Raw genomic sequence first — 21107 nt, 5'->3', positions numbered from 1 at the left:
GGGTTCGGATGTGAAATCTGGTGCCGCCTATCGGCGACTTCCCGCCCAAGGCTGAGCGGGCAACGACGGGTGCGTGGCCGTCTCGAGCTTTTTGTCGACGGCCTTCGCGGTGTTTGCGGCTTCATCCGCCTTCGTCGCCGCGACCGCAACTTTCTGCTCGACGGCCTCCGTCTTCTGGGCAGCGACGGTCGCCGCCGCGGCGGCTTGACGGGTCTGCTTGATGAGTGCAGCCTGGCGCGCGTCGGTCAGCTTCGCGCGGTCGCCGAGAAAGCGCAGCGTGTATTGGGCAACATCATGCGTATCTGTGATCAGCGATCGGAGGTCGGACATGGCCTGGATGTTTTGCTGATTCTGCTGCTGCAGCTGCTGCACCTTGCTCTCGTACTCGGCGACGCATGCGTTTCGCGTCTCAGCGCGCACCTCGGGGAAGCGTTTGATGTACGCCGCGCGCTCCTTGGTCCAATTCGCGCGCTCGACCGACATTCCCCACTGCCCAATGAAGAAGCCAACTGCGGCGACGCCACTAAGCCCACCGATGATGCAGAGACCCATTACCCACCACCGCCAGTCACGAACGCGAGACATCTGACTCCCTCCGGTTCTCGATCACCCGCTCAAGGCGTTCGATTCTGGTTTTCAATTCGAGCACCTCGGCCTCAGCGCGCTGCGCGCGCCGGTCGGCCGCATCGGCGCGCTGCTCTGCCGAGCGCATCAGTTCTTCAGCGCGGTCCGCGCGCTGCACGGCGAGCAGCTCCCGAGCCTCGGCGCGGCCAGCGCGCTCTTCCGCCAACGTCGCGAGCCGCTCGAACCGAGCAATCGCTTCGACTTGCGCAGCGGAGTCCGCCTTGACGATGTTGGCCTCGCCCTCGCTCTCGGCTTGTCGTCTGCGATCGATCTGCCGCCACATGCGGCCGCCGACCCAGAAGGTGCCAACACTTCCAAGAGCGGTCACTATCGACTTGACGCCCTCGTTCCAGAATTCCGACATTGGTATTCCCTCGTAAGCCGGTTCTCCGGGCATAAAAAAAGCCGCCTCAGGGGCGGCTCAAATACGAATTGCAATTTGAAATTTTCTCAAGAAGGCGATAACCGTCGGATTCAATCTTGGCGATCGGTGGCGAACACATACATGGGGCTGTTTCCGTGATACTCATCCGTAGCAGGCGTCCTATGATCAACGAGAGCAAGCCCGTAGTCGCTGCGACGGATAAACGCGCGGTATGCAAACGGATGCGTCGGAGCGATGTAATCGTAGAACTCCTGCATGAAGTCGCCATACAGTTCCGTGATGATTACTCTCGGCGGCCGCTCTGCAAGCGTCCTATTCGCCCCTCGCAATGCATCGATTTCGGCCCCTTCTATATCCAACTTCCAAACATCGAACGACCCATGCTGTTCCACGAGGCGATCGATCGTCGTCAGCTCGACCGTTACCTTTCGAGGATTGTCTCCGAAGACCGATGGAAACATCTCCGTTATCTCGGACTTCAAACTGGAACCCTGATTATGGGTTACTGAGACGATGATCTCCGCGGAGCCCGGCGCGTCGGATATTGCTTGATCGATTGCGACAATCTCACCTCCCGCCACCATCTGAAGCCGTCGGAATAATTCCGGCACAGGTTCGGCCGCCACGATCTTCCGTGCGCCCGCGTCGAGGCACTCGAGTGCTGTGAAGCCGATGTTCGCGCCGGCATCCAGAACAGCGTCTCCGGGCCTTACGAACCGTTTAAACAGATACGAGTCAAGATCCGACTGCGGATACTGCACGTTCATCAGTAGAGTCGCTGCATAGGCCCGCTCGTGGCGGTTGCTCAAATCAAACGTAATGTTGCGGCCGGCAAGTGTGAACGTGGCGGTCCCATGCGATTTTACGAATGCCTCAATCTGGCTAAGGTGAAGAGTGGTCATTGGATGCGGGTCTATTTGCCGAACAGACCCGCATTATGCACTGTCCGGATCACGCGACCGGCGCCGGTGGCCAAGCTGGACTCGCCTGCGTCATATCCAAGCGATTTACCGCGATACGGTATTGCTTCCAAAGCTTCAGCAATGCCGTCTCCGCGTCGGTCGCCTCACCCAGATCCACCGCGTCTTGCAGCGGAGCGATCGCGAGAGCCGCCTGCGAGAGCAGGAAATCGCGGGTCGCCGTGTTATTCGCCAGAATCTGCTCTTGCGTGTATTTCGGCAGCGCGGCCGCGGCGGCCTCCTCTTCGGTGCACGGTTGAAGAGTTGCAGGTACGTCGAGTTGATAGATCGTTGGATCGTCGCCGACAGTGTAAGAGAAGGCGTAGTCTCCGGACTCGTTCTTCGCGGCGGAGACATTATCCTCGAACGCCCAAGGCTTTCCAGTCGCTTGATCGATGAAATATTGCATTATCGTAGCTCCACCCAGATGCCGATTGTGCCAGTCCCAGATGTGACGTTGGCGCTGTACGTCCCGCCCGGCGGGACAATGAAGGTGCAGTACATCGGTCGACCAACGACTGTAGCGTCAGAACTCGAAACGCTGACACCGTTCACCGTGAATAAAAGATCTGCAGGCGCAGTGCTCGAAGTCGCCTGAATCGTGACCATGATGGCCTTCGAAGAGGTGTTCGTGTAGCCGGTGCCAAGCGCGCGACTGCCTGTCACGTTGGTGACGGTTTGACCAACGCCAAATGCTTGGCCGAACGCGCAAGCGTGCAAAGGTTGCGAGCCATTGGCAACCTGCATGGACGCGTTGAAACCAGCTTGTGACGTGATGCACCAGACATTGGCGCTTATGTACTCGATCTCGTAGTATCCGTTGACGACGATCTCACCGCCTTGCAGGGCGCTGTTATTTTGACCGCGTAACGGAAGCACGCCGATACCATTCACATTCACCGTGCAAGCCCCGGTATTTCCGTTCGTCGCGGTGAACCTCAATTTCTGTCCGACCGCAACACTGGAAAACGAAGGGCTGGTCGTCAGCACGTATGCATTCGCGCTGCCGGTGTCAGTTGCTAAGGTCGACGCAGAGATGCGCAATAAAACGTTGATAGCAGACAGCACCTGGTTGTACGTCGTTTTGCTCGGCGTGAGGCCTGCGGCAACGACGATCGCGCGCAGCTCCTCTTGAAGCATATTCAGCCAGGATGCACGAACATTTGTCGCGGGAGTTCCTGCCGTTGGATTTCCCTCGGTGAAGTATCCTTCGGCGCTTGCCGACTCTGGTGTCGGAAGGCTGGTTGCCGCAGTGGCATCGTCAATGCGATACATAGTGCCTCTTACGCGTAAGCAAAAATCGGAATCGTGTGAGCCGGCATCACTGCGCGAAACTCACACTCGAGAACTGCGTTTCCCCACGATGCCAACGGATCACCAGCTGCCATAGATCCAGCGACCGCCCGTACGACGGTGTTAAGTGGCGCGGTGATCTTCCATGCAAAGTTCCAGTCGTAGCCGCAACAAGGCTGCCCGGCGCGCAACAGCCCGGCGCGCGCTTGCGTGTACTGCGTGATCGTCACCGCGTAGCCCAGTGATGCCGCGAACGCCACCAACTGCGGAATGGAAGCTCCCCCCATGGCGGTGAGGCGAGCAATGACTTGCGCACGCCGCGCGGGAATTGTCGGCGCTTCCCCCGCACACGGATCGGGCAGACCGAGCGTCGATTCCCACTCCGGGAGAAGCTCGTACGTCGTCGAAGGGAACGCATCGACCAACAGATAATTGGCGCGTGCCGTCTGACGCTCGTACGATGGCGCGAGACCAGACAGAACCTTCGTCTGGACCGTATCCGGATCACGCGGCCATACGCGACCGCGGGGCAACAGCGCCTGCATCGCAGCGAGAAAGTCAGCCGCTTTGAAATTCGGTGCAAGCATGGATGCCTCAAACGTAGTTCACGCCGGCGAGCACCGGAAGCTGCCCAAATCCGCTCGTGATGTTTCCCGGATACGTCGTTGTCGTCGTGCCCACCACACCCTGAACGAGCGTAATGACGAATCCGCTCGTGCCAGACACCGACGCAATCGCCGATTCGATGTCCGAGCGATTGATCGTGCCCGACCGCGGATCGCCGTTTCGGAAAAGGACATCGGAGATCGCTGCGGAGATTGCTGCGCGCGTCGATGTCGACGTGCCCGTCAGCCCAGAGAGCGTGAGCGTCAGATTGTTCGCGACGGGAGCGCACGAATAGACGAGTGCGGTGACCGGCTGCTCATTGACTATCGTGTCGGCGACGATGAGCTGATCACCGGTCGCGACGGTGCCACGCGGCGTGCCGCCCGGTCCCTTGTCGTACTGCGAGCACCCGTTGGTGCCTTGAGGGAAACCGCCGTGCGATGCCTCGGCCGCATCCCACATCGTGTAGATCACGACCGTACCGGCGCCGAAGCCATTCGGCGCGCACCACGCGCGCGTCACACCGGGCACGGCAAGCGCCCAGCCGACGTAGTCATTGAGATCGCCGCCCTGCGGCGTGTTCTGATATGCAGCAAGCATCCGCGTGCGCAGATCATCGTTATCTTCGATGTCTGAGCCGGATGCGACGGTGCCCGTGATCGTCCCCGACGACTGCAATCCCGACACCGCGACACCGAGTGCTACGGTCGTGCCAGGATCAGCGTTACCGCCAGAACCAGCAGATGTCGCCACGATCGTCACCGAGAGCGAACCCGTCCCGTCGACCGTCGCCGTTGCGCCCGTCGTGTATGTCGCGCCATCGCTGCGCACGACCTGCGTTCCGACATTCAGTACCGTTCCAGTTACACCAGCGAACGCGGCTGTCAACTGCGCAGGCGTCGCAGCTTTGCGATACACCTTCTTGAGCGCCGCCCACCCCTCAAGGTACTCATCCTCCGCGGTGAACGGCACCGCCTGCTTTGCGATCCAGTCGAGGTAGCCCATCTGCAGGTTCGACATCCCTGCCTGCACTTTTCCGACCACCTTCAGAACGGTACGACGCAGCGTCGCATCCGCACCTTGCAAGGCCGAGTTGATGTCGGCCGCCACCTCGCTGATCAAGGTGGAGAGCGTTTTTCGTTGGAATGGCATATCAGGTGAGCTGTTGCCACGCCCAAGCGTACGTCAGTGAGACGCTCGGGCCGGCCGGTTGATAGAGCGTGATCTGCGCGCCGAGAAACGTGTCGCGCGTCCATTCCGTCTGAACATCCATGCTCGCGACGACGCCATCATCAACGAGCCATTGCAACGCCTCGACTATGTAATCGCGCGCGTTGTTGAGCACCTCTTGAGTCTGCTTCGACCGATCGAGCAGCCACAGCCGCGAACCGAGCGGGCTGTCTTCGTCGAAATCGCCCCACCAGCCGCGAGGGTCTCCGGTTCCATCGGGTATGACGTCGTCGGAATTGGCGACGCGGTCGGTGAATAAGCTTAGGAGGACGGCGGTTTGAAGTTCGTTGCCTGTGAGCAGATCAGGTCCGAGCTGCTGCCAGTCGCCGCGGCTGTTCGCCGTATCCCAGACAATGCTGATGTCAGACATCTATTACTCCGGCTGCGTCGGCGGCTGCGTGTTGATTGTGCTTCCGCCAGTCTGTACGTTCACGATCGGGTGCGTATGCAGGTTCGCGACCTGGCGCATTCCCGCAACCGTTCGCGTGTTCGTTTCATAGTTGTCGATGATGTCGCCCTTGCACTTCAACAACGGCGTGTCGGCTTCGATCTCCGGCGTGTTCGTGATCGTCACAGGCTTGCCGCCGCCGTCTAGCACCATGCCCGCCTGCGATAGATAGACCTTCTGACCCGTGTTGTCGTGCACCACAACCTCGCCGCTTGACAGAGCCGTGACGCGATATTTCGCGTTCGATGTGGCGATGACGATGCCGTTCGTGCGCTCACCGTTCCCGAAAACGATCAACGCCTCCGAGCCAAGCGGTGGATTCGATGACAGCCCATATTCGACGTAGCGCGGAATGTCGCCGACCGTCTCAAGCGCATTGATCTTCGCCTGCAGGTACTGGACCGTTCGCGTGTCATCGACGAATGAGATCACCGCGCGGCTCACGAACAGACGAATCCGCCGTGAGAGCGCGTTCAGTGCGTCGAGCATTCAAAAGTCCTCAGGCCGGCGCGATGTCCGGATCGATGCGTTGTAGAACAAGCGGCTCGGGCAGATATGCCTGACGCGGCGCCAGCAGAAGCTCGGTATGCGTTCCGTTCTCGTCGAGGATGAAACTGATCTCGGTGATGAGCAGGAGCGTCTTTTCCGGGATCTTGAGCAGCGGCATCGTGACGGGCACCTGATAGTTCACATACCAGGGCGATCCGCTCGAATCGGTCCAGCTATCCACCAGCACGCGGACCTGCCGAGACATGCCATAGGCACGCGCAATCTGCCAGTCGACGCGCCGCTCGAGATAGGTCCGATCCGACGAAGGCTGCTCCGACACGATGAATTTCGGGCGATACCGCTTCACGCCCGGGTCATACGCCGTGTATTCAGGCAGCAGATTGACGCCTATGTCGGTCGCGTTGTTGTAGTTCGTCAGCACGCCCGAAACGCTCGAAAAGCGCCCGAGTGAACTCTTCACCGAGACAGCCGACTCTATGTTTTTCCCTATTTCAAGCCCCGTCGATCCGAGCGCGTCGCCAGCCAGCGCGAGGCACAATGAGCCGTCCTCAAGCTCGAATGCGAGCACGCCGCTGTACCTGCAGCAGCGCTCGATGATCTCCCACGGCGTCTCGGTGATCGAGATCAACTGAAACGGGATCGTGGGTAACTCGCCGATGACGGCCTGCAGGCTCGCCGAAACCACGACGTCGATCTCGAAGTTTTTCAGCAGCGACCGGCATACGGCATCGATGCGGCTGTTCGCCAAAATCCGATCAACCGGCGCACTGCAGTCGATCAGATCTTGGCATTTGCCGCGACCGGTCGCGCGAACTAGATGCTCGTGCGGCGTGATGATGTATTCGACGGTATCGACGTATCCGGTCAGTAACAGATTGTCCGCATCGATCGCGATCTGGATTGGCGCGCCGCCGATCAGCGAGACCTCATCGACTTCTTCCGGAAAGCGCTCGGTCATCTCCAACACGAACGAACCGGTGCAACTCTCGATCGAACGCGTGACGCGCGCGCCTTTCCATCCGGTGATCGAGATATTCGATTCCGGCAACGTAACAACGAGCGAATTCATCAGTACGTCGCCCCGAGCGCGAATTGACTGGTTGAACCGGTGGAACCTCGTTCCACCGTCGATTTCACATTGGGCGTGCCGGAGACCTCAGCACGAGAACCCTTAGGCAGGTTGCCGAGTTCTACCTTCACCCGAAGTTCTCCATCTGCTCGAGTAGGAGCCGCATCTTGGCTGGATTGCTGCTGCGCCCCCGCACCCCCATACAGACCGGAGACAGGTTGCCGCGCGCTCTCGGCCATCGCTGCTGTCACATCGGCAATGTAATTCCGTGTCTCGGACGGAGCACGGGCAAGGCCGTATCGGTTGAGATTCCCTTGCCCCCAGTTGTACGCAGCAAGCGCTCGAGGAAGATCGTTGCCATTCGCCTGCAAAAGGTCATGGTAATAGCGCGCGGCGGCGTCGGCCGACTCCACCAAATCGTCCGGGTTTTTAAGCCCGTATTGCTTGGCTGTCGCCGGCATGAACTGAAAGTGCCCCATCGCCCCAGCAGGCGATCGAAGCCGCTCCCCACGACTAGACTCCTCGGCCCAGACGCTGTCTAGCAAACCAGCGGGCAGGCCGTTGCGCCGCTCAAGATCCGCGAAAAGTGCTGCGGTCTGTGCCGTGGCATGGTCCGCACCGGTGCGCCATCCGGAGAACCCGGGCGCAGCCGAGCCAGGCGCCAACGAGATCTCAGCATTAGTTCTCGCGCCGCGTCCTCGCATCCAATTCCCGAATTTCTCGGCACCGTCCGCCAGCCGGTTCCCAGTTACTGTCGCCGTCGACTTCAGCGCGGCCGTCGGAAGCGCCTTGCCGTTAAGCCGTGCAACGAAATCCTCGGTCTCCCTCAGAAAAGAGGTCAACGACGGTGCCAAGCTTCCGAGAATCGTTTGTTTCGTCTTGTCGAACTGCGCATCGAGCCGAGACATCGCCTCCGCGTAGTCGTTCGCGTGACGAATATCGTCCTCGCTTGGAGCGAGAGCGAGGCCGCGCGCGTAGCGATCGCGCACACCGCCGGCACCCTTATTCAGCAGATCTTCCAGACCGCCAGCGTCGAGAGCTTCAAACAAGCGATGGCGCGCGAGCGGGCCGTTCCGACTATTCACGCTCTCGCCGGCTGCGGCGATCTGCTCGAGCAGACGCTCCGAACTGAACTGGCCGCGCTCGTCGAGCCCGTTGATGCCGTACGCCTGGTAGATCATCCGCTTCTGCGGATCTCGACCCTGCGTCGACTCGTAATATCCGCGAGTCACGCCCTCAACGGATGACGTCGCCTGATCGCCGCTCAAACCGACAGACTTCGCTGCATTCTGAATGCCGAACAGTTCCTTGGCATCGATGCCAAGAGTCAGCGATTTGTTGCTGACGCTGCGCACCGTGTTCGCCCACGCCGATTCGATCGAAAGAATTTTCGATGTGACGAGCGCCGCCGCGCCGACCACGCCAGCAAGCAAAGCGCCGCTGAGCGCGCTGGCGCGCGTGGCGCCAGTCACGAAGCTCTGCACCGCCGTCATGCGCTGCGACGATCGACTCGTACGGATCATCGCTTGATCGATGGCACGCAGGTTCCGGTTCGCCGATGCGAAGCCCGCCCCAGTCCTGTCGAGCGCGGAGATGACGATTGTCAGATTATTTGCCATGGCGTGCGCTACTATTTTTATCTCGATACCAGACAGAACAACTCATGAAGACTCTACTTCCCTTCGTGTGCGTCGCGCTCGCTACGAGCACCGTTGCAGCGAATCCCGTGTACCAAGTCACCGCTGAACATACTTATGCCTGCAGCTCGTCCCCGTCGGACGGATGCAAAGACTTTCCGAAAGGCTTCCGCTTTGAAGCGTATAACTGGGGCGCTGGGGCGCCCACAGTCGGCGGCTCCCCGCTAGCAAAAGAAGGCGATTCCGGATCCCCGCCCCACTACCGGTTCGACGGACGTGACGTTGCACCAGTGCTTGACGACGAAGGCAACATGACGGAACCCAATTGTCGCTGGCCAACGGGCGGCGTTACACAGCGCGTCGTTGAAGGGCCCAATGGCCAGCTGTATGTGAGACGTCTCCAGATCACCACTAAGTGCGTCGGCGGCCGGATGGTTACGGTGCAACGCCCACTTAACTGATCTAGAGGCAGACTCGCATGTCGATCGCGACTGGCCTTAAAACATGCGGCCTGCTCCGATCGTCAGTGAAATCTGAAATCTTTTGCCGCATTGCGTCGAGCGTATCGCTTAGTGAGCGCATTTCGCTCTTCATCTCGCCGAGATCCCGGTTCATTACGAACGCGACGTCGCGCGCGTCGAAAACATACGATCCGAGCGAACTGGCCTCGACAACGTAGCGCCCATACCTCGGGACTTTGAATGTGATGCCGTCGTCATCGGCCTTCTCATCGACGATTTCCCAATCTGCGGCGGTGCGCGTCACGATACTGACCGCCTCTGTAAATTCTGACTGTGGGATTTGCCGGTAGCCGACCTTGAAGTGCGACTTCAGCTTCGACCAGATCTTGATCGTCGCGCCGCCCTGCTTCCCCTTGGGGAGTCTTTCAACGAGCGTCTTCACCATCAGTCGAAGAGTTTCCTGTTGATCCGCCGTCAAAACGTCTCCGGCGTTGACCGAGAATCCTAATCGGGGGTTGAACGCAATTCCGTCCATCCAGTACTGCCACAGCGCGTCATCGCACTCCGCCTGGTACGCAGCCACCGTCTCACGCAACTCGGCTCGAATTTTTCCGACATTGATCGAATGCAACCAGCCCGGAAGCTTCTTTATCGGCATGCACGACATCAAACGACGCTTGCCGTCTTCGGCAACCATTGCGATTTCCACAATGGTTGACGCAAATCGCTGTGTCAACTTCGTATGTTGGCTTTTCCAATCCAACCCCATCCCGTCGACGATTGGTTTCATCGGCGTATAGGGCTCGCCGTTGTGTTCCACGACATACAGTTCGGCACCGTGGAACGGCACCTTAATTTGGCGTGAGACTACCTGTGTGCTAGCATTCGACATGACCTTTGTTCCTTTGGAATGGATTCACTGCGTCATCAACGCCTCGCCGGTGCCAGCCGACGAGGCGTTTTCTTTTTGGCCGCTCATATTCTTCTTGAGAAGCGCTACCAACATCGAGTTTTTAGTCCGCCCGTCTCGCTCCGCCTGCATCTTCAGCCAAGCATCGACCTCTACGGGCAGTCTGTACTGACTTCTGACTACATCCTTCATCGCACCCCCTATGACACTGTTTTCGTGTCGTGCGGACACTATACGAGCGACACTATTCTCGTGTCAAGACTTTCTGACACCAAAATGGTGTAATAGCGGCATGGAAGACGACCGCTACACTCGAATCACCTTGCGCCTGCCGAAAGAACTGCACGCGCAACTTCAAACATCGGCCGATGAGACGAGTAAGTCTATGAACGCCGAGATCGTCGCGCGCCTCGAGGAGTCGTTTCGCGATCAGAGACCTTCCAAAGAGCTTAGCGAAGGCATAGAAGCGCTTGTTGCAGCCGTTGAGCGTAAGGAAGCCGTGATTGATGCCCAGAAGCGCCTGCTCTCCATGTGCGCGGTCTACCTGAGACTCGTCAACGAACGGATACCGCATACCGGAAATGCAGTCGCGGACCGCCTAACCGAACTGACAAGGGAATTTTCCGACTCAATGATGCACGGTGACTTCAAGGCGGCCCATGAACCGATAGTAGAGATGGTCGGTCTGGGAACGCAGCTGGGAATTCTCGATGAGAACGGAAAAGTAAAACCCGAGTACGAGCACCTACGAATTAGTCCCAAGAAGTCGAAAAAGTAGCCTCCCAACTATGGTGGAAATCACCATGGTTCGCACCTCCTCACAGCGATAATGCTCTAAACGCAATCGGCATGAACGCCGGATGCACCGGATCTGCTTGCGCGACCAGCTCATCCGCTCGAGATGCATCTCGATAGATGCGACTCGCGAGCGTCAGAGACGGCAGTGGCGTCGCGAACGCGAATGTCCGCATCGCCGGTAAGCTGGCCCCGCGCTGATTCAAGTCTGATACAACGGCCTGCCGCAGAGAGCGCAAGGCGTCATACGTCTCATCGTCGCCTTGATCGCCCGATATGGTCATCTCTGCGTCAATCAGATCGAGCACTTGACTGCGCACGCGCGCCGCATCGTCGCTCGACGTCGGCTCGTAACTAGATGCCGCGACGGCGATCGACGCGATGGTCGCGCGCCGGAAGAGATCCGAGCATGCTGAATGCATCGTCGCCATCGCAGTGCCGATCGTCGAGGCCGTTGTCGTACCGCTTGGCTCGTAGCTGGCCAACGATGTGAGCAAGCGCATCGAATCAGCCGGATCCGGCGTGGCCGACAGCATCGCGCTCGTTACGCCCTGCACCGCCGCGGTGAAGTCGTCGATCGTCGAAGCGTCAAGATTCCGCGCCGCTGCGTCCAGGGTCGCGGACGCGGTGTCAAGATTCGCGCGCGCAAGGGTTGCAGCTTGTGTGAGGCTTTCGACAGTTGCGCCGCTTGTGTCGACGGACGAGCTAGGAAATCTGCTGAAAGTCGGCACCGTCGCGCTGCCGGCGAACCGACCAAAGTCACCAGGCAGATTCGTCAGAAGTCGGAAGAGGTTCCGTGCGTCGCCAACAAAGTTCTTTGCCGCCGTGTACCAGCCGACGGCCGTGCTCACCGCCGATCCGAGCACAGCCGCGCCGTACGCGATCGCTGTCAGCGCGGACTTTGCAAAGTTGAGCGCGGCCGCGACATTGAGCGCATTCGCTGCGCTTTCTATCAGACTGCCGCCTGCGACCGAGGCCTGAGGAAACACCCGGACGCCGACTTCGGCGAAGTCAAATTCGAATTCGAAGTATCGGCCCTTCTCCCAGCGCTCGATACAACGAAAGTCCATCAGGCTGACATACAGGCGCCCAAGCGTCGGATGAACTAGTTCTCCCGGGCCTTGCGTTTCCAACGCGGCTATCATCAGATCGCGCTGCGCGATTACATCGTCGCCGACAACGAAGCCGAAGACTCGGTACCGCCGCGTCGCGCGCCCTAGATCTTCTGCCCATGGGATGTCGCGTAACGGATACTCGTGCAATTCGTTGCGACGTCCGAATGCGGACTCGCCGCCGAGCGAAACAAACGGCACCTCTCTGAATTTCGCCTGGCGCAACTGATCGAAGTACGAGCCGGCGGAGCCGCCGAGTCGCGCCGCCAGCGAGCTCGCCAGATTGGAGATGCCCGACGTGGTGCCGAGCACTGCACCTGCGCCGCCCCCAATGTTCATGCCTTCGCTCCAATCTGTTGTTTCATGCGCTTGGCCTGATCAAGCCAGCGCAAGGTCTCGGAAAACGTCATGCCGTCGGCGTCGTTCGGCCCCCACCGCATGAAATGCGTCAACTCGGCGAGAACGTCATCCCAGCCTTCCGGCACGGCCGTGACGGCGGCAATCAGTCGTCCGAGTTCGCTGTCCGCCGGAGCTGAAAACCGTTGAAGTACGCGCACGCGGCCATGAAATCGCGCGCCGTCAACGCGCGCACTGCGTTCTTCGGCACCTTCGACACGATGCTGATAAGCGCGATACTCGAGGCGAACGTGCCACCGGCGGCCGACGCTTTGCGTTTCTGCTGGTTCGTCGGCTCGCACAATTCGAGAGAAGCGACATTCAGCGGGCTCTCGTCGGCCGTGAGCTTGACCGGCGATTGGAGAACAAGCTCGAACTCGTCAGCGCTCGCCTTCATTCCGCTGATCGCTTCCTTGCCGAACGACCCGATGAAGTCGGCCGCTTCGTCGATCTGGCTCGAGTACATCTGGTCGATCACATCGACCGGCACGCCACTGAGCAGGGCAATAAGGGCGATCTGCAGACCGTAGACACCGGCCGAGTTTTCCGCCTTCTCATATTCGCCGGCGGTGGGCTCGCGCAGCGTGATCGAGTCGACTGTCTTGGCCTGATCGCCCTTGCCGTAGCTCAGCGCCTTGCGCAGTTGGATAGTCTTCGTTTCGCTCATCGATTACTGCTCCTTCACCGAGCCCTGCAGGCCTTCCCACTTGACCGTGAACTTTGCTTCGGTCGTGTCGACTTCCTGCGCTTCGACCGTCCACATTTTCCGACCGATGATCGTCTTGCCATTCGCGAGCTCAAGGACGACCGTGTTGCTGCGCATCGCGTTGATCGCAGCGAGACTGACGCCGCCTGAGTCGCGGATCGACGCCGAAATAGACGGCGCTTTCGGCTTCTCGCTGAAGCCATGCACCGTATCTTGGCCGGCCAGCGACTCGCGCGTCACAGTGCCGGCGTCGTACCGCAACTCGCCTTCGAGCTGGTAGTTGACGCCGTCGATCGTGATATACGCGGTGCCGGCGATGAAATTCGTGTTGTTCGCCATCGTTGGCTTCTCCACAAAAGAAAAAGCCGCCCGGCGATGGGCGGCTCACAGCGTTGGCGAACTGCTTACGTCTGGCTGGTCGACAGTCGGAACTGCGCGAGCAACGCGAAGATCCGCAACTGATTGATCAGCGTGCCCGGCCAGAGGACGTCGACACGATTCGGGTTCTGCGCGTTTTGCTCGACGATGATCGACTGAGCAAACTTATCGCTGCCCTGCACGTAGCCTTCGTACTCCATCGCCTGATATTCGGCGATCTGATCAGCCTTGATGATGTTAGGCGTCACGATGCCGGCACCCGGGCCGAATCGCGTGCCATTCGCCGCCAGCTTCACGCGCGCGTACTTCGACGTCACCAGCGTGCGCAGGCGACGCAGCACATACGCGAGCAGGAACATCGTCTCGACTTCGAGATAGCTGTTGTCCGGCTGGCCGAACGCATTCGTCTGGTAGCTCGTGATCAGGTTCTCGATCGCGACCGTGCCGTCATCACCAACCGTGAAGGTGGCGATGCCGTCATAGAGCAGCGTGTTGCGCTGGCTCAAGTTGAATCGCGATTGGAGCGGCGGCGCAAGCACGCCGGTCAGCGCGACGGTTTGCATCGGTACGCCCGGGTCAGCCCGCACGCTCACCGCCGTCACCGCCGCGATCGCCGCCGCCCACTGCCATGCGGGCGTCGGCGAGTCATTGAAGCCCATGATCGACTCGTGCTGGTTATTGCGCGACGTGCCGAACGTGGTGAGCCCCGCCCATGTGCTGCGATATGCGACAAACACGTGACCGTACACCTGCTGTTGCCAGCTCCAGCGACCGGTCGAATCGTTCAGGAACGCCTTCAGGGCGTCGAGCGACGTCGTATCGGTAAACGCGCAAGCGATGAAGTCAAACGGCATATCCTGAAGATTGCCGAGCGCCGTCGTGAGCGTCGGGTTCGTCGTCCCACCCGCCATCGCCGTGATCGTCGCAGCCAGACCGGTCGGCAGCGCCTCGCCGGCCGTCGTGCCGATGTAATTGAAGCGGACGTCGATGTCGTTGCCGACGAGGCCCTTGTTGTCGGCCGTCAGCGTCACCGTGCTCGTCGATGCCGCTGCAGTGACGGGCATCGAGGGAATCAGATTGATCGCCGCAGCGACAGCGGTCGCAATCTGCGCGGTCGTCTGGCCCGCCGTGACCGGCACGGTGACAAGCTGACCGGCGATATAGAGCGAGATCGTGCCATTGGCCGTCGGCGCCGACGTGAAAGCGATCGTACCGGTCGCGGCCACGGCGCCCGCCGCGTCCTGCACAGGCAGATACCAGAGCTCCCCGAACTGATCGTTCTGGCGATACGCCGCCGTCATCAATGCGAGCACGCTGTTCGCGCCTGCCTGGACGTTCGCGTCGCCCGTGCCAGACGAAATGAGCGGCACGTTGGGCGTCGCGATGCCGGCCGACGTGATCGGGCCGATCAGCAATGCGCGCTGGTTGGCAACCGCGGAGTTCGCGTGCGAATTGTCGATCTCGGCGAAGAACAACGGCGTGCGGATGTTCTGCGGGATCTGCTTGAACGGAATGGTCATTCTGCGTCACTCCCCGACTGCTTCGGTGCGGGCAGAGCCGCGTTGTCCGCGAGAACGACGTCGCCGTCATTGAGCACGCGGGTCCAGAAGATGTCGCCGTCCGGCACTTCGATGCCTTCGTCCGGCAGCAACTGCTTCGTAACCGGATGCCGCACTTTGAGGCCCGGTGCAGGTTTGACGATCATTCGTCGCTCCTATTGAGGAAATTGAACGTTGACCTCGCCTTCCGCGCGCCCGTCTGGGCCCTGCGTGCGCGGGGCCGGCGTGACAGCGTCGGGAAATGGCGGGTCCGGATATGTGCCGTTCGGATCGGCGACGTTCGTGAGGTCAGCGGTCACGTTCATCGCGAGCAACTGCGTGTTGATGTCTGGATAGAACGTCTCGAAGAACTCAATGCCCAAAAGGATCGAGAGTCCACCTACGTGCGTCGAGCCGTCGGCGGTCACTTCCGTTTCCGTGTCGCAGAACGGGAAGTCCTGCGCGATGCGGCGTAACGGAATGCTTTTGAAGATCGCTTCTTCTATCTCCGCACCGAGCGTTTCGAGGGCAAGGAGCGCCGCAGGACCGGAGGCGGCCGACACCTCTGCCTTGATCTCGAATGCCGCGACGGTGGTGAACGCCGTCGGACCATTTCGGCCATTCGACTGCTTTCGCTCTTTCGCCGGCCGCAGCTTGATCGCGGGCAGCTTGGGCGTCGCCACATTCCAGTCACCGGGCGAATAAACAGCCACACCCGGAATCGTCTGCAAGATCGAGAGCAGCACGCCGCGCAACTCGGCGCGGCCAGTCGGATCAGACATCGGTTTGCCCTATGACGTTGAGCATTAGCCGGCCGCCGCCGTGGCCATCGAGATGGACCTCGCGCACCTGCCACTGCTCGCCCGTCTTATTGATCATCAGCGTGTCGTACTGCTGCGGCTCAACGGGGAACTGCGAGACCTGGATGCCAACCGTCGGCTGCTGCGTGACGACCGTCGACCCGGTCACCGGATCGACGCCGAAGAACGCCTTGTCGTAGGCGCCAGTGATCTGGAACGAACCACCGTCGATCGGCATATAGGTGATCGCCGTCCCGAACTTCGCCATCAGCGGACCCAGGATCTTGCCGTCGACGATGTCATCCCAGTCCATCGGTCACTCCGACTCGTTGATCGACACCTGGCCGCCGGTGATCTGCGCGCCTTCGAGCTTCACTTCCTCGACCTTTTCGGGAACGAGAAAGCCGAGATCACGCAAGCGCTTCACCTCCGACTCCGGCAGTCGAACTTTCTGACCGGCCGTCTTGATGACCGGCTCTTCGTTCGGCTTCAGCTGGTCGTGGATAGTGCGATTGCGTGCGACGACAGCTTCAACCATCTTTTCGTTGGTAGCCATCAGTCACCTCACGCGACGGTCGCGGCCAGCGCGGCGTTGACGCGGCTCGGGATGATGATCGGGGCCGATTGCATCATCAGGAAACGCTGGGCCGGATCGTCCTTCAACCACGTCTTCGGCGCGAACGGCAGCGAAGCATAGTTGAACGCCGGGTCGATGATCTGACCGAAAGCGCGGGTGCCGTCGAGGTCCGGGCCCGTCATGATGAGGGAGCCGTCCGGAAGCATCGGTTGCTCGACGTTGTTGTCATCGACGTACCAGTCGTTGTACAGCCAGAGGTTGTACTGCCCCCACACGCCCTTCGAAACGGCACCGCGTTGAATCTGTGCGCCTACGTTCACGACATTGCCGTTCTGCCCCAACGCCGGATAGTAGATCGCGCCCTTCAGCGTCGGGTCGAGCTTGAAACCATTCCACGCTTTCGGGGTGAAGACGATGTCGGTTGCGACCGCGCCCGACGACTTCAGGATCTGCTGCTGCCACGTCTCGATATTGCCGGTCGGATTTGCCGTACCGGCGGTGATGTTCGCGGCCGTCCACTGCGCGCCGCCAGTGAGCGCGATCGTCAGCGAACCATCGCGACCGAAGTCGATGACGGTCGTCGGGAAGCCTTCACCGGATACCGTGAGCGTACCCGTGACCAGCACCTGCGCCGCCATCCATTCCATGCGGCGGGTGAGCATATCGATCTGGTCGTTGAGTTCGAACTCGAGGTTCATCTGCTCGCGGACCTCGGGCGAAAGCTCGCCGCCGATGCGCTCGCCAATCATCCGACGGACCGGCTTGCGCAGATCCGGCGCGCGCTTGTCCTTGATGTAGGGCGGTTTGAACGTGTTCGTCTGGTAGCGACGGCTCTCTACGAGTTTGCCTTCGACCAGCGGCGAGCAGAACGGCGACATGCGACGCTTGCCAACGTCGACATCGATCGACACGAACTCGCTGTCTGCCGGGATCATGTTCGGGAAGAAGCGGTCAAGCAGCCAGCTCTGCGCCATCTTCAGGTTCTGCACAACCCCGACCAGGGTGTTGGTGTCGTAAATCAAGTTTCCGGGCATTGCTCTCTCCGAGTGTGTGGCCCAAATGAAAAAGCCCCGCGCTGTGGCGGGGCCTTCACATCAGTTCGATTGAGGGTTTAGCTCGGGTCAGCAGCCGTGACCGAGGACTTGAGGTGGATGCCGAGCGGGCGCAGCGCGTCTTGTGCTGCCGTCGCCGTGATGCCGGTGCCGAGCGTCACCGCGTTGACGTTGAACTCGCCTTCGAGATATACGCCCGCAACGACGTCACCGGCGCTGCCATCGGCGTAATCAGCGAGAATCGCCGTCGGCGTCTGGCTGCCATCGGACGATGCCGACAGCGCGACGGTGAACTTGCCGCTCGCCGTGATCTTGCCGAGCACCGTGCCGCGCACGAACGGGCCGCCCGTGATCGTGACGTTGCGGGTGACCAGCTGCTTCGGACCGGCGATCAGTTGATCGGGAACGAACGTCTGTGCGGATGCCGACGGGACTTGGGGGTTCTCCCCGACCGTGGTAGGAGTCAATGCCATCTGGGTTTCTCCGGGTGTGGGGAGGGATTAGAGCTCGCCGCGACGGAGTTTGCCCGCCGCGATGATGCGTTCTGCCAGCGTCGGCTCTGCCGCTGCAGGTGCCGAATCGCCGGGGTTGCGCGGACGGGCGTGTGCCATACGCTCGTCGAGGGAGGGCTTACGCGCCGACGGAGACGCCGCTGCTTGTTCAGCCTGGCCAAACGACAGCGCGTTGATCGCCTCGCTCGCCCACATATTGGTGTCGAACGCAAACGCGCATGCTTGCTTGACCATGCCTCGCTTCATGCCTTCGGCCACGATGGCTGCGCAGCGCACGCGCTCGCGTTGGCGGGCGCCCTTTGCACGACCGGCGCGCTTGCCTTCTTCTTTGTCTTCCTTGTCGTCGGCATCTGCGTCAACGTCGTCGTCCGTTTCTTCAGCGCGCTTGGCTTCCTTGTCCTTCTCATCCTGTTCGGCCTTGCGCGCCTCTTCGTCCTTCTTGTCCTGCTCTTCCATGCGCTTCGCGTAATCCTCGTCGGACTCGTCGTCGCGCTGCTTGCGATCCTCGTCTTCTTCCGCGCGGGCGGCCGCGCTCGGCGACGACGCGGACGCGCTCGGCAGCCCGAGGAAATGGGCGAACGGCATCGCGCTCGCGATCTTCGAGAGCTTCATATAGCTTCCCTTGAATGAAAATTTAAGACCGGATCGACTGGATCAGGGCCCGAAACGCGGCATCGGGAGCCGCCACTTCATCCGCTAGTCCGAGAGCGACACCCTTCTCGCCCATGAACGTTGCGGCTTGCGTATCGCGCACCGTGGCGGCCGCGATATTTCTGTTGCGGGCAACCGTTTCAACAAACAGTTCGCCCATCGTGTTGATGTCTGCCTGAAAGCGCGCCAGTGCATCGGGCGCAAGAGGGATCTCGGAATGGCCGTCGGCCTTGTAATCCCCGTAGGTGATGAAAGTCACCTTCATGCCAGCCTTCGACAGCGCTTCAGACAGGTCCACGTGCGCGGAGATGACGCCGATGCTTCCGACGCCGCCCGTCCGCGGCACGATGATGCGATCAGCAGCGCTCGCGATCGCATATGCGGCGCTATAGGCCGACTCGTTGAGAATCGACCAGATCGGTTTCACGCCGCGCGCGCCGTAAATCATGTCGACAAGATCGAAGCATCCGGCCACTTCTCCCCCGGGTGAGTCGATGTCGAGCGCAATCGCACTGACGTCGGGATCGTCGAGCGCCATCAGCAAATTTTGGCGAATCCCGTCGTATCCCGACATTCCGCTGTATGGACGCAAGGAACCGAGCTTCTGAACCAGTGTGCCCTGAACCTCGATTACCGCAACGCCGCCGACGTTGTCATAACCGGCGCGCGGCGTACGGCCGGGCTCCGCAAAGCCGTACTCATCATCTTCCATCGCCATCGGAACGATGCCGGTGCCGTCCAGCCTTACCATGCCGCCAATGCCGAGCCGATCGGCGAGCGCCGCCACCACGATCTCCGCCTTGCGCGGATGAATGGCGACGGGCGTGTTGAACATCCGCGTCGCCAGTCGTGGGAGAAGGTTGTTCATTGAGCCTTGGGTTCCTGTGTTACCTCGTCCGCCGTCGCGTCGTCTTTCAGCGTCGAGGGAAGAGGAATGCCGCGGTCCTTGAAATACTGGATCTCGATGGCGCGCTGATCGATGTTGTCGCGCCAGTCATTGCCCGACAACTGCGCCGACTCATCCTCGAGCGTCGACAAGCCCGACTCGATGCCAAGCGCCGCGCCCTGACGCTCTTTCATTGGATCCACGTAGCCGCGACCGGGACCGATCCACCACGCACGCGTATATGCCGCGCGCGCCATCGCGAACTCCGGTGCTCCGGCCGGGAGCGGAAGCTCGCCGATGTCCATCATTTCCTCGACCATCGCGCACAGAATCGGCTGGCCAAATCCGCGACCGAAGTCGCTGCGGCGGCGATCGAACGTCTTCCACGCCTCGAGCGCCGCCGCGCGGTACGAGGAATAGTTGACGTCTGCCCAGTTCTGCGTGATCTGCTGCGCGGACATGCCGGTGCCCGCCGCGACGTTGCGCAGCATGGCGTTCTCAAACTCGGCGAAGTTGCCCGCCGGCCGGGTGGCCGATACGGTGTTGATCTGTTCGCCGGGAAACAGGATCGGCAACCGCGCGCCGCCGAGACGTAGATCCGTCTTGTCGTGAAAATCCGCGCGCGCGTCCTGGTACCCGTTGTATGCCTCGACGTCCTCACCGTCGCCAAGCGCCTCGGTCACGAGCTGCTTGTCGAACGGGCTCGTGACGTAGGCGCCGAAGATCGCATTGATAATCGCTGCGTCGAGCTCGGTGCCGTCGTACTTGATCAGCATCTTCAGCCGCTGCAGCACAGGCGTCAGAATGCCCGCGCCGCCGCGATGCTGCGACGCGCGGTCGAAGTCGTAGTCGTGGACGACAATCGGCCGGCCCCAATCGGTTTCAGCGGCGATCCGCTCCCACGTCACCTGCTTTCCGCCGCTGAACCAGTCGCCTTGATGCGCCTTCCGGATGTGGTACGCCACCGGCGCGCCGTATTCGTCTACCTCGACGCCGCCGCGCATCGTCTGTCGATCGAAATTCTGTTGAGGGTTCGACAGTCGGTCGGGATCAATGAGCTGCAGAACGGTCGCATAGCGCGCGCCACGCGCCAGGCGTTCGGGCATCCACTGAAGGATCGCAAGCGCATCGCCGTCGATGATCTTGTGACGGAAGGCCAGGCGCATCATCTGCGGGATCGTCAGCTTGCGCTGCGCGTCGCAGAAGTGCGCAGGATCTTCCGACCACGTGCGCCAACCCGCCTCCAGCGCACGCCCAAACTCATCTGCCCAGACGTGATCAAATTTCTTGTTGCCGGTCATCGCGGCGAGCGCGCGGTAATCCGGCTTCGAGATCGGCCGGAAGTCGGCACCGATGACGTTGTCGAGCGTGCGCGTGACCGCCGCCGACGCCCAACCGTCGTTGCGCACCAGATCGCGCACGCGCGAAACGATGCGATCGCGGTACGGGTTGAGTTCGCCATCCGGCGACCAAAGCACCGGGTTCCAGTCCCGCATGTGCTGACTGGACATGTCCGCCGCATCGAATGCGCTGGTGCTGCCGTATCCGCTATAGCTGCCGTTCAGCGCGAGC

Annotated in this window: 28 protein-coding genes; 1 reads left to right on the top strand and 27 read right to left on the bottom strand. The window is 60.8% G+C overall.

Annotated features, from left to right (window positions below; translation table 11 throughout):
• Nucleotides 1–27 precede the first annotated feature (27 nt).
• From QCE49_RS28130 to QCE49_RS28070, 13 genes are all read right to left on the bottom strand, one after another.
• Complete coding sequence (locus tag QCE49_RS28130; protein WP_250456694.1) at nt 28–552, bottom strand: hypothetical protein; 525 nt, start codon at nt 550–552, stop codon at nt 28–30.
• 16 nt (nt 553–568) lie between these two features.
• The gene (locus QCE49_RS28125) at nt 569–988 is read right to left on the bottom strand and encodes a hypothetical protein (protein WP_250456693.1); all 420 of its coding nucleotides are present in this window, start codon (nt 986–988) and stop codon (nt 569–571) included.
• Nucleotides 989–1098: 110 nt separating this feature from the next.
• On the bottom strand, nt 1099–1911 hold the full coding sequence (locus QCE49_RS28120; protein ID WP_250456692.1) for an FkbM family methyltransferase: 813 nt from the start codon (nt 1909–1911) through the stop codon (nt 1099–1101).
• A 49-nt stretch (nt 1912–1960) separates the two neighbouring features.
• The gene (locus QCE49_RS28115; protein WP_250456691.1) at nt 1961–2377 is read right to left on the bottom strand and encodes a tail fiber assembly protein; all 417 of its coding nucleotides are present in this window, start codon (nt 2375–2377) and stop codon (nt 1961–1963) included.
• Nucleotides 2377–3243, bottom strand: coding sequence for a hypothetical protein (locus QCE49_RS28110; RefSeq protein WP_250456690.1), 867 nt, complete (start codon nt 3241–3243; stop codon nt 2377–2379). Before QCE49_RS28110 ends, QCE49_RS28115 begins: the two co-directional genes overlap by 1 nt.
• Nucleotides 3244–3251: 8 nt before the next feature.
• Complete coding sequence (locus QCE49_RS28105) at nt 3252–3848, bottom strand: YmfQ family protein (protein WP_250456689.1); 597 nt, start codon at nt 3846–3848, stop codon at nt 3252–3254.
• Between the two features lie 7 nt (nt 3849–3855).
• A complete protein-coding gene (locus QCE49_RS28100) occupies nt 3856–4977 on the bottom strand; it encodes a baseplate J/gp47 family protein (protein ID WP_309806684.1) in 1122 nt (373 codons plus the stop codon).
• Nucleotides 4978–5020: 43 nt separating this feature from the next.
• Nucleotides 5021–5467 (bottom strand): phage GP46 family protein, encoded by a 447-nt coding sequence (locus QCE49_RS28095; RefSeq protein ID WP_250456687.1) that lies wholly within the window; start codon nt 5465–5467, stop codon nt 5021–5023.
• 3 nt (nt 5468–5470) lie between these two features.
• Nucleotides 5471–6034: a phage baseplate assembly protein V gene (locus tag QCE49_RS28090; RefSeq protein ID WP_250456686.1), complete on the bottom strand. Its 564-nt coding sequence runs from the start codon at nt 6032–6034 to the stop codon at nt 5471–5473.
• A 10-nt stretch (nt 6035–6044) separates the two neighbouring features.
• On the bottom strand, nt 6045–7124 hold the full coding sequence (locus QCE49_RS28085; protein ID WP_250456685.1) for a phage baseplate assembly protein: 1080 nt from the start codon (nt 7122–7124) through the stop codon (nt 6045–6047).
• On the bottom strand, nt 7124–8743 hold the full coding sequence (locus QCE49_RS28080) for a lytic transglycosylase domain-containing protein (protein ID WP_250456684.1): 1620 nt from the start codon (nt 8741–8743) through the stop codon (nt 7124–7126). The genes QCE49_RS28085 and QCE49_RS28080 overlap by 1 nt, the downstream gene beginning before the upstream one ends.
• A gap of 480 nt (nt 8744–9223) precedes the next feature.
• Complete coding sequence (locus QCE49_RS28075; protein WP_250456683.1) at nt 9224–10114, bottom strand: phage antirepressor N-terminal domain-containing protein; 891 nt, start codon at nt 10112–10114, stop codon at nt 9224–9226.
• A gap of 24 nt (nt 10115–10138) precedes the next feature.
• A complete protein-coding gene (locus QCE49_RS28070; RefSeq protein WP_250456682.1) occupies nt 10139–10324 on the bottom strand; it encodes a hypothetical protein in 186 nt (61 codons plus the stop codon).
• A 100-nt stretch (nt 10325–10424) separates the two neighbouring features.
• Between QCE49_RS28070 and QCE49_RS28065 the strand changes: the two genes are divergently transcribed.
• Entirely contained in the window at nt 10425–10910 is a 486-nt protein-coding gene (locus QCE49_RS28065) for an Arc family DNA-binding protein (RefSeq protein ID WP_250456681.1), read from the top strand.
• A 40-nt stretch (nt 10911–10950) separates the two neighbouring features.
• Here the strand turns inward: QCE49_RS28065 and QCE49_RS28060 are convergent, their stop codons facing one another.
• The 14 genes from QCE49_RS28060 to QCE49_RS27995 all read right to left on the bottom strand — a co-directional run bounded on the left by QCE49_RS28060 (nt 10951) and on the right by QCE49_RS27995 (nt 21031).
• Entirely contained in the window at nt 10951–12378 is a 1428-nt protein-coding gene (locus QCE49_RS28060; protein ID WP_250456680.1) for a DNA circularization protein, read from the bottom strand.
• The gene (locus QCE49_RS28055; RefSeq protein WP_156903013.1) at nt 12375–12524 is read right to left on the bottom strand and encodes a GpE family phage tail protein; all 150 of its coding nucleotides are present in this window, start codon (nt 12522–12524) and stop codon (nt 12375–12377) included. Before QCE49_RS28055 ends, QCE49_RS28060 begins: the two co-directional genes overlap by 4 nt.
• Before the next feature lie 17 nt (nt 12525–12541).
• Nucleotides 12542–13102, bottom strand: coding sequence for a phage tail assembly protein (locus QCE49_RS28050; protein WP_250456679.1), 561 nt, complete (start codon nt 13100–13102; stop codon nt 12542–12544).
• A 3-nt stretch (nt 13103–13105) separates the two neighbouring features.
• Nucleotides 13106–13480, bottom strand: a complete 375-nt coding sequence (locus QCE49_RS28045) for a phage tail tube protein (RefSeq protein WP_250456678.1) — start codon at nt 13478–13480, stop codon at nt 13106–13108.
• 65 nt (nt 13481–13545) lie between these two features.
• The gene (locus tag QCE49_RS28040; protein WP_250456677.1) at nt 13546–15039 is read right to left on the bottom strand and encodes a phage tail sheath subtilisin-like domain-containing protein; all 1494 of its coding nucleotides are present in this window, start codon (nt 15037–15039) and stop codon (nt 13546–13548) included.
• Nucleotides 15036–15224, bottom strand: coding sequence for a DUF2635 domain-containing protein (locus tag QCE49_RS28035; RefSeq protein ID WP_061117460.1), 189 nt, complete (start codon nt 15222–15224; stop codon nt 15036–15038). The genes QCE49_RS28040 and QCE49_RS28035 overlap by 4 nt, the downstream gene beginning before the upstream one ends.
• A gap of 9 nt (nt 15225–15233) precedes the next feature.
• Complete coding sequence (locus QCE49_RS28030; protein ID WP_250456676.1) at nt 15234–15812, bottom strand: hypothetical protein; 579 nt, start codon at nt 15810–15812, stop codon at nt 15234–15236.
• Nucleotides 15813–15831: 19 nt separating this feature from the next.
• Nucleotides 15832–16170 (bottom strand): hypothetical protein, encoded by a 339-nt coding sequence (locus tag QCE49_RS28025; RefSeq protein ID WP_250456675.1) that lies wholly within the window; start codon nt 16168–16170, stop codon nt 15832–15834.
• A 3-nt stretch (nt 16171–16173) separates the two neighbouring features.
• Nucleotides 16174–16413, bottom strand: coding sequence for a hypothetical protein (locus tag QCE49_RS28020; RefSeq protein WP_061163933.1), 240 nt, complete (start codon nt 16411–16413; stop codon nt 16174–16176).
• An 8-nt stretch (nt 16414–16421) separates the two neighbouring features.
• Nucleotides 16422–17456, bottom strand: a complete 1035-nt coding sequence (locus tag QCE49_RS28015; RefSeq protein WP_244173509.1) for a major capsid protein — start codon at nt 17454–17456, stop codon at nt 16422–16424.
• 89 nt (nt 17457–17545) lie between these two features.
• The gene (locus tag QCE49_RS28010; protein WP_250456674.1) at nt 17546–17959 is read right to left on the bottom strand and encodes a head decoration protein; all 414 of its coding nucleotides are present in this window, start codon (nt 17957–17959) and stop codon (nt 17546–17548) included.
• A gap of 27 nt (nt 17960–17986) precedes the next feature.
• Nucleotides 17987–18610: a hypothetical protein gene (locus QCE49_RS28005; RefSeq protein WP_250456673.1), complete on the bottom strand. Its 624-nt coding sequence runs from the start codon at nt 18608–18610 to the stop codon at nt 17987–17989.
• A 22-nt stretch (nt 18611–18632) separates the two neighbouring features.
• Complete coding sequence (locus QCE49_RS28000) at nt 18633–19517, bottom strand: S49 family peptidase (RefSeq protein ID WP_250456672.1); 885 nt, start codon at nt 19515–19517, stop codon at nt 18633–18635.
• Nucleotides 19514–21031, bottom strand: a complete 1518-nt coding sequence (locus tag QCE49_RS27995) for a phage portal protein (protein WP_250456869.1) — start codon at nt 21029–21031, stop codon at nt 19514–19516. The genes QCE49_RS28000 and QCE49_RS27995 overlap by 4 nt, the downstream gene beginning before the upstream one ends.
• Nucleotides 21032–21107: the final 76 nt, after the last annotated feature.

The organism is Caballeronia sp. LZ008 (assembly GCF_031451435.1).
Taxonomy (GTDB): Bacteria; Pseudomonadota; Gammaproteobacteria; order Burkholderiales; family Burkholderiaceae; genus Caballeronia; species Caballeronia zhejiangensis.
Note: the sequence above shows the minus strand (reverse complement) of the source record. Positions and strands in the feature narration are given on the sequence as shown.

What these genes read in the sequence shown, in the direction of transcription:
- QCE49_RS28130 (WP_250456694.1), bottom strand. Translation starts at nt 552, where the DNA reads ATGGGTCTCTGCATCATCGGTGGGCTTAGTGGCGTCGCCGCAGTTGGC.
- QCE49_RS28125 (WP_250456693.1), bottom strand. Translation starts at nt 988, where the DNA reads ATGTCGGAATTCTGGAACGAGGGCGTCAAGTCGATAGTGACCGCTCTT.
- QCE49_RS28120 (WP_250456692.1), bottom strand. Translation starts at nt 1,911, where the DNA reads ATGACCACTCTTCACCTTAGCCAGATTGAGGCATTCGTAAAATCGCAT.
- QCE49_RS28115 (WP_250456691.1), bottom strand. Translation starts at nt 2,377, where the DNA reads ATGCAATATTTCATCGATCAAGCGACTGGAAAGCCTTGGGCGTTCGAG.
- QCE49_RS28110 (WP_250456690.1), bottom strand. Translation starts at nt 3,243, where the DNA reads ATGTATCGCATTGACGATGCCACTGCGGCAACCAGCCTTCCGACACCA.
- QCE49_RS28105 (WP_250456689.1), bottom strand. Translation starts at nt 3,848, where the DNA reads ATGCTTGCACCGAATTTCAAAGCGGCTGACTTTCTCGCTGCGATGCAG.
- QCE49_RS28095 (WP_250456687.1), bottom strand. Translation starts at nt 5,467, where the DNA reads ATGTCTGACATCAGCATTGTCTGGGATACGGCGAACAGCCGCGGCGAC.
- QCE49_RS28090 (WP_250456686.1), bottom strand. Translation starts at nt 6,034, where the DNA reads ATGCTCGACGCACTGAACGCGCTCTCACGGCGGATTCGTCTGTTCGTG.
- QCE49_RS28085 (WP_250456685.1), bottom strand. Translation starts at nt 7,124, where the DNA reads ATGAATTCGCTCGTTGTTACGTTGCCGGAATCGAATATCTCGATCACC.
- QCE49_RS28080 (WP_250456684.1), bottom strand. Translation starts at nt 8,743, where the DNA reads ATGGCAAATAATCTGACAATCGTCATCTCCGCGCTCGACAGGACTGGG.
- QCE49_RS28075 (WP_250456683.1), bottom strand. Translation starts at nt 10,114, where the DNA reads ATGTCGAATGCTAGCACACAGGTAGTCTCACGCCAAATTAAGGTGCCG.
- QCE49_RS28070 (WP_250456682.1), bottom strand. Translation starts at nt 10,324, where the DNA reads ATGAAGGATGTAGTCAGAAGTCAGTACAGACTGCCCGTAGAGGTCGAT.
- QCE49_RS28065 (WP_250456681.1), top strand. Translation starts at nt 10,425, where the DNA reads ATGGAAGACGACCGCTACACTCGAATCACCTTGCGCCTGCCGAAAGAA.
- QCE49_RS28060 (WP_250456680.1), bottom strand. Translation starts at nt 12,378, where the DNA reads ATGAACATTGGGGGCGGCGCAGGTGCAGTGCTCGGCACCACGTCGGGC.
- QCE49_RS28050 (WP_250456679.1), bottom strand. Translation starts at nt 13,102, where the DNA reads ATGAGCGAAACGAAGACTATCCAACTGCGCAAGGCGCTGAGCTACGGC.
- QCE49_RS28045 (WP_250456678.1), bottom strand. Translation starts at nt 13,480, where the DNA reads ATGGCGAACAACACGAATTTCATCGCCGGCACCGCGTATATCACGATC.
- QCE49_RS28040 (WP_250456677.1), bottom strand. Translation starts at nt 15,039, where the DNA reads ATGACCATTCCGTTCAAGCAGATCCCGCAGAACATCCGCACGCCGTTG.
- QCE49_RS28035 (WP_061117460.1), bottom strand. Translation starts at nt 15,224, where the DNA reads ATGATCGTCAAACCTGCACCGGGCCTCAAAGTGCGGCATCCGGTTACG.
- QCE49_RS28025 (WP_250456675.1), bottom strand. Translation starts at nt 16,170, where the DNA reads ATGGACTGGGATGACATCGTCGACGGCAAGATCCTGGGTCCGCTGATG.
- QCE49_RS28020 (WP_061163933.1), bottom strand. Translation starts at nt 16,413, where the DNA reads ATGGCTACCAACGAAAAGATGGTTGAAGCTGTCGTCGCACGCAATCGC.
- QCE49_RS28010 (WP_250456674.1), bottom strand. Translation starts at nt 17,959, where the DNA reads ATGGCATTGACTCCTACCACGGTCGGGGAGAACCCCCAAGTCCCGTCG.
- QCE49_RS28005 (WP_250456673.1), bottom strand. Translation starts at nt 18,610, where the DNA reads ATGAAGCTCTCGAAGATCGCGAGCGCGATGCCGTTCGCCCATTTCCTC.
- QCE49_RS28000 (WP_250456672.1), bottom strand. Translation starts at nt 19,517, where the DNA reads ATGAACAACCTTCTCCCACGACTGGCGACGCGGATGTTCAACACGCCC.
- QCE49_RS27995 (WP_250456869.1), bottom strand. Translation starts at nt 21,031, where the DNA reads ATGCGGGACTGGAACCCGGTGCTTTGGTCGCCGGATGGCGAACTCAAC.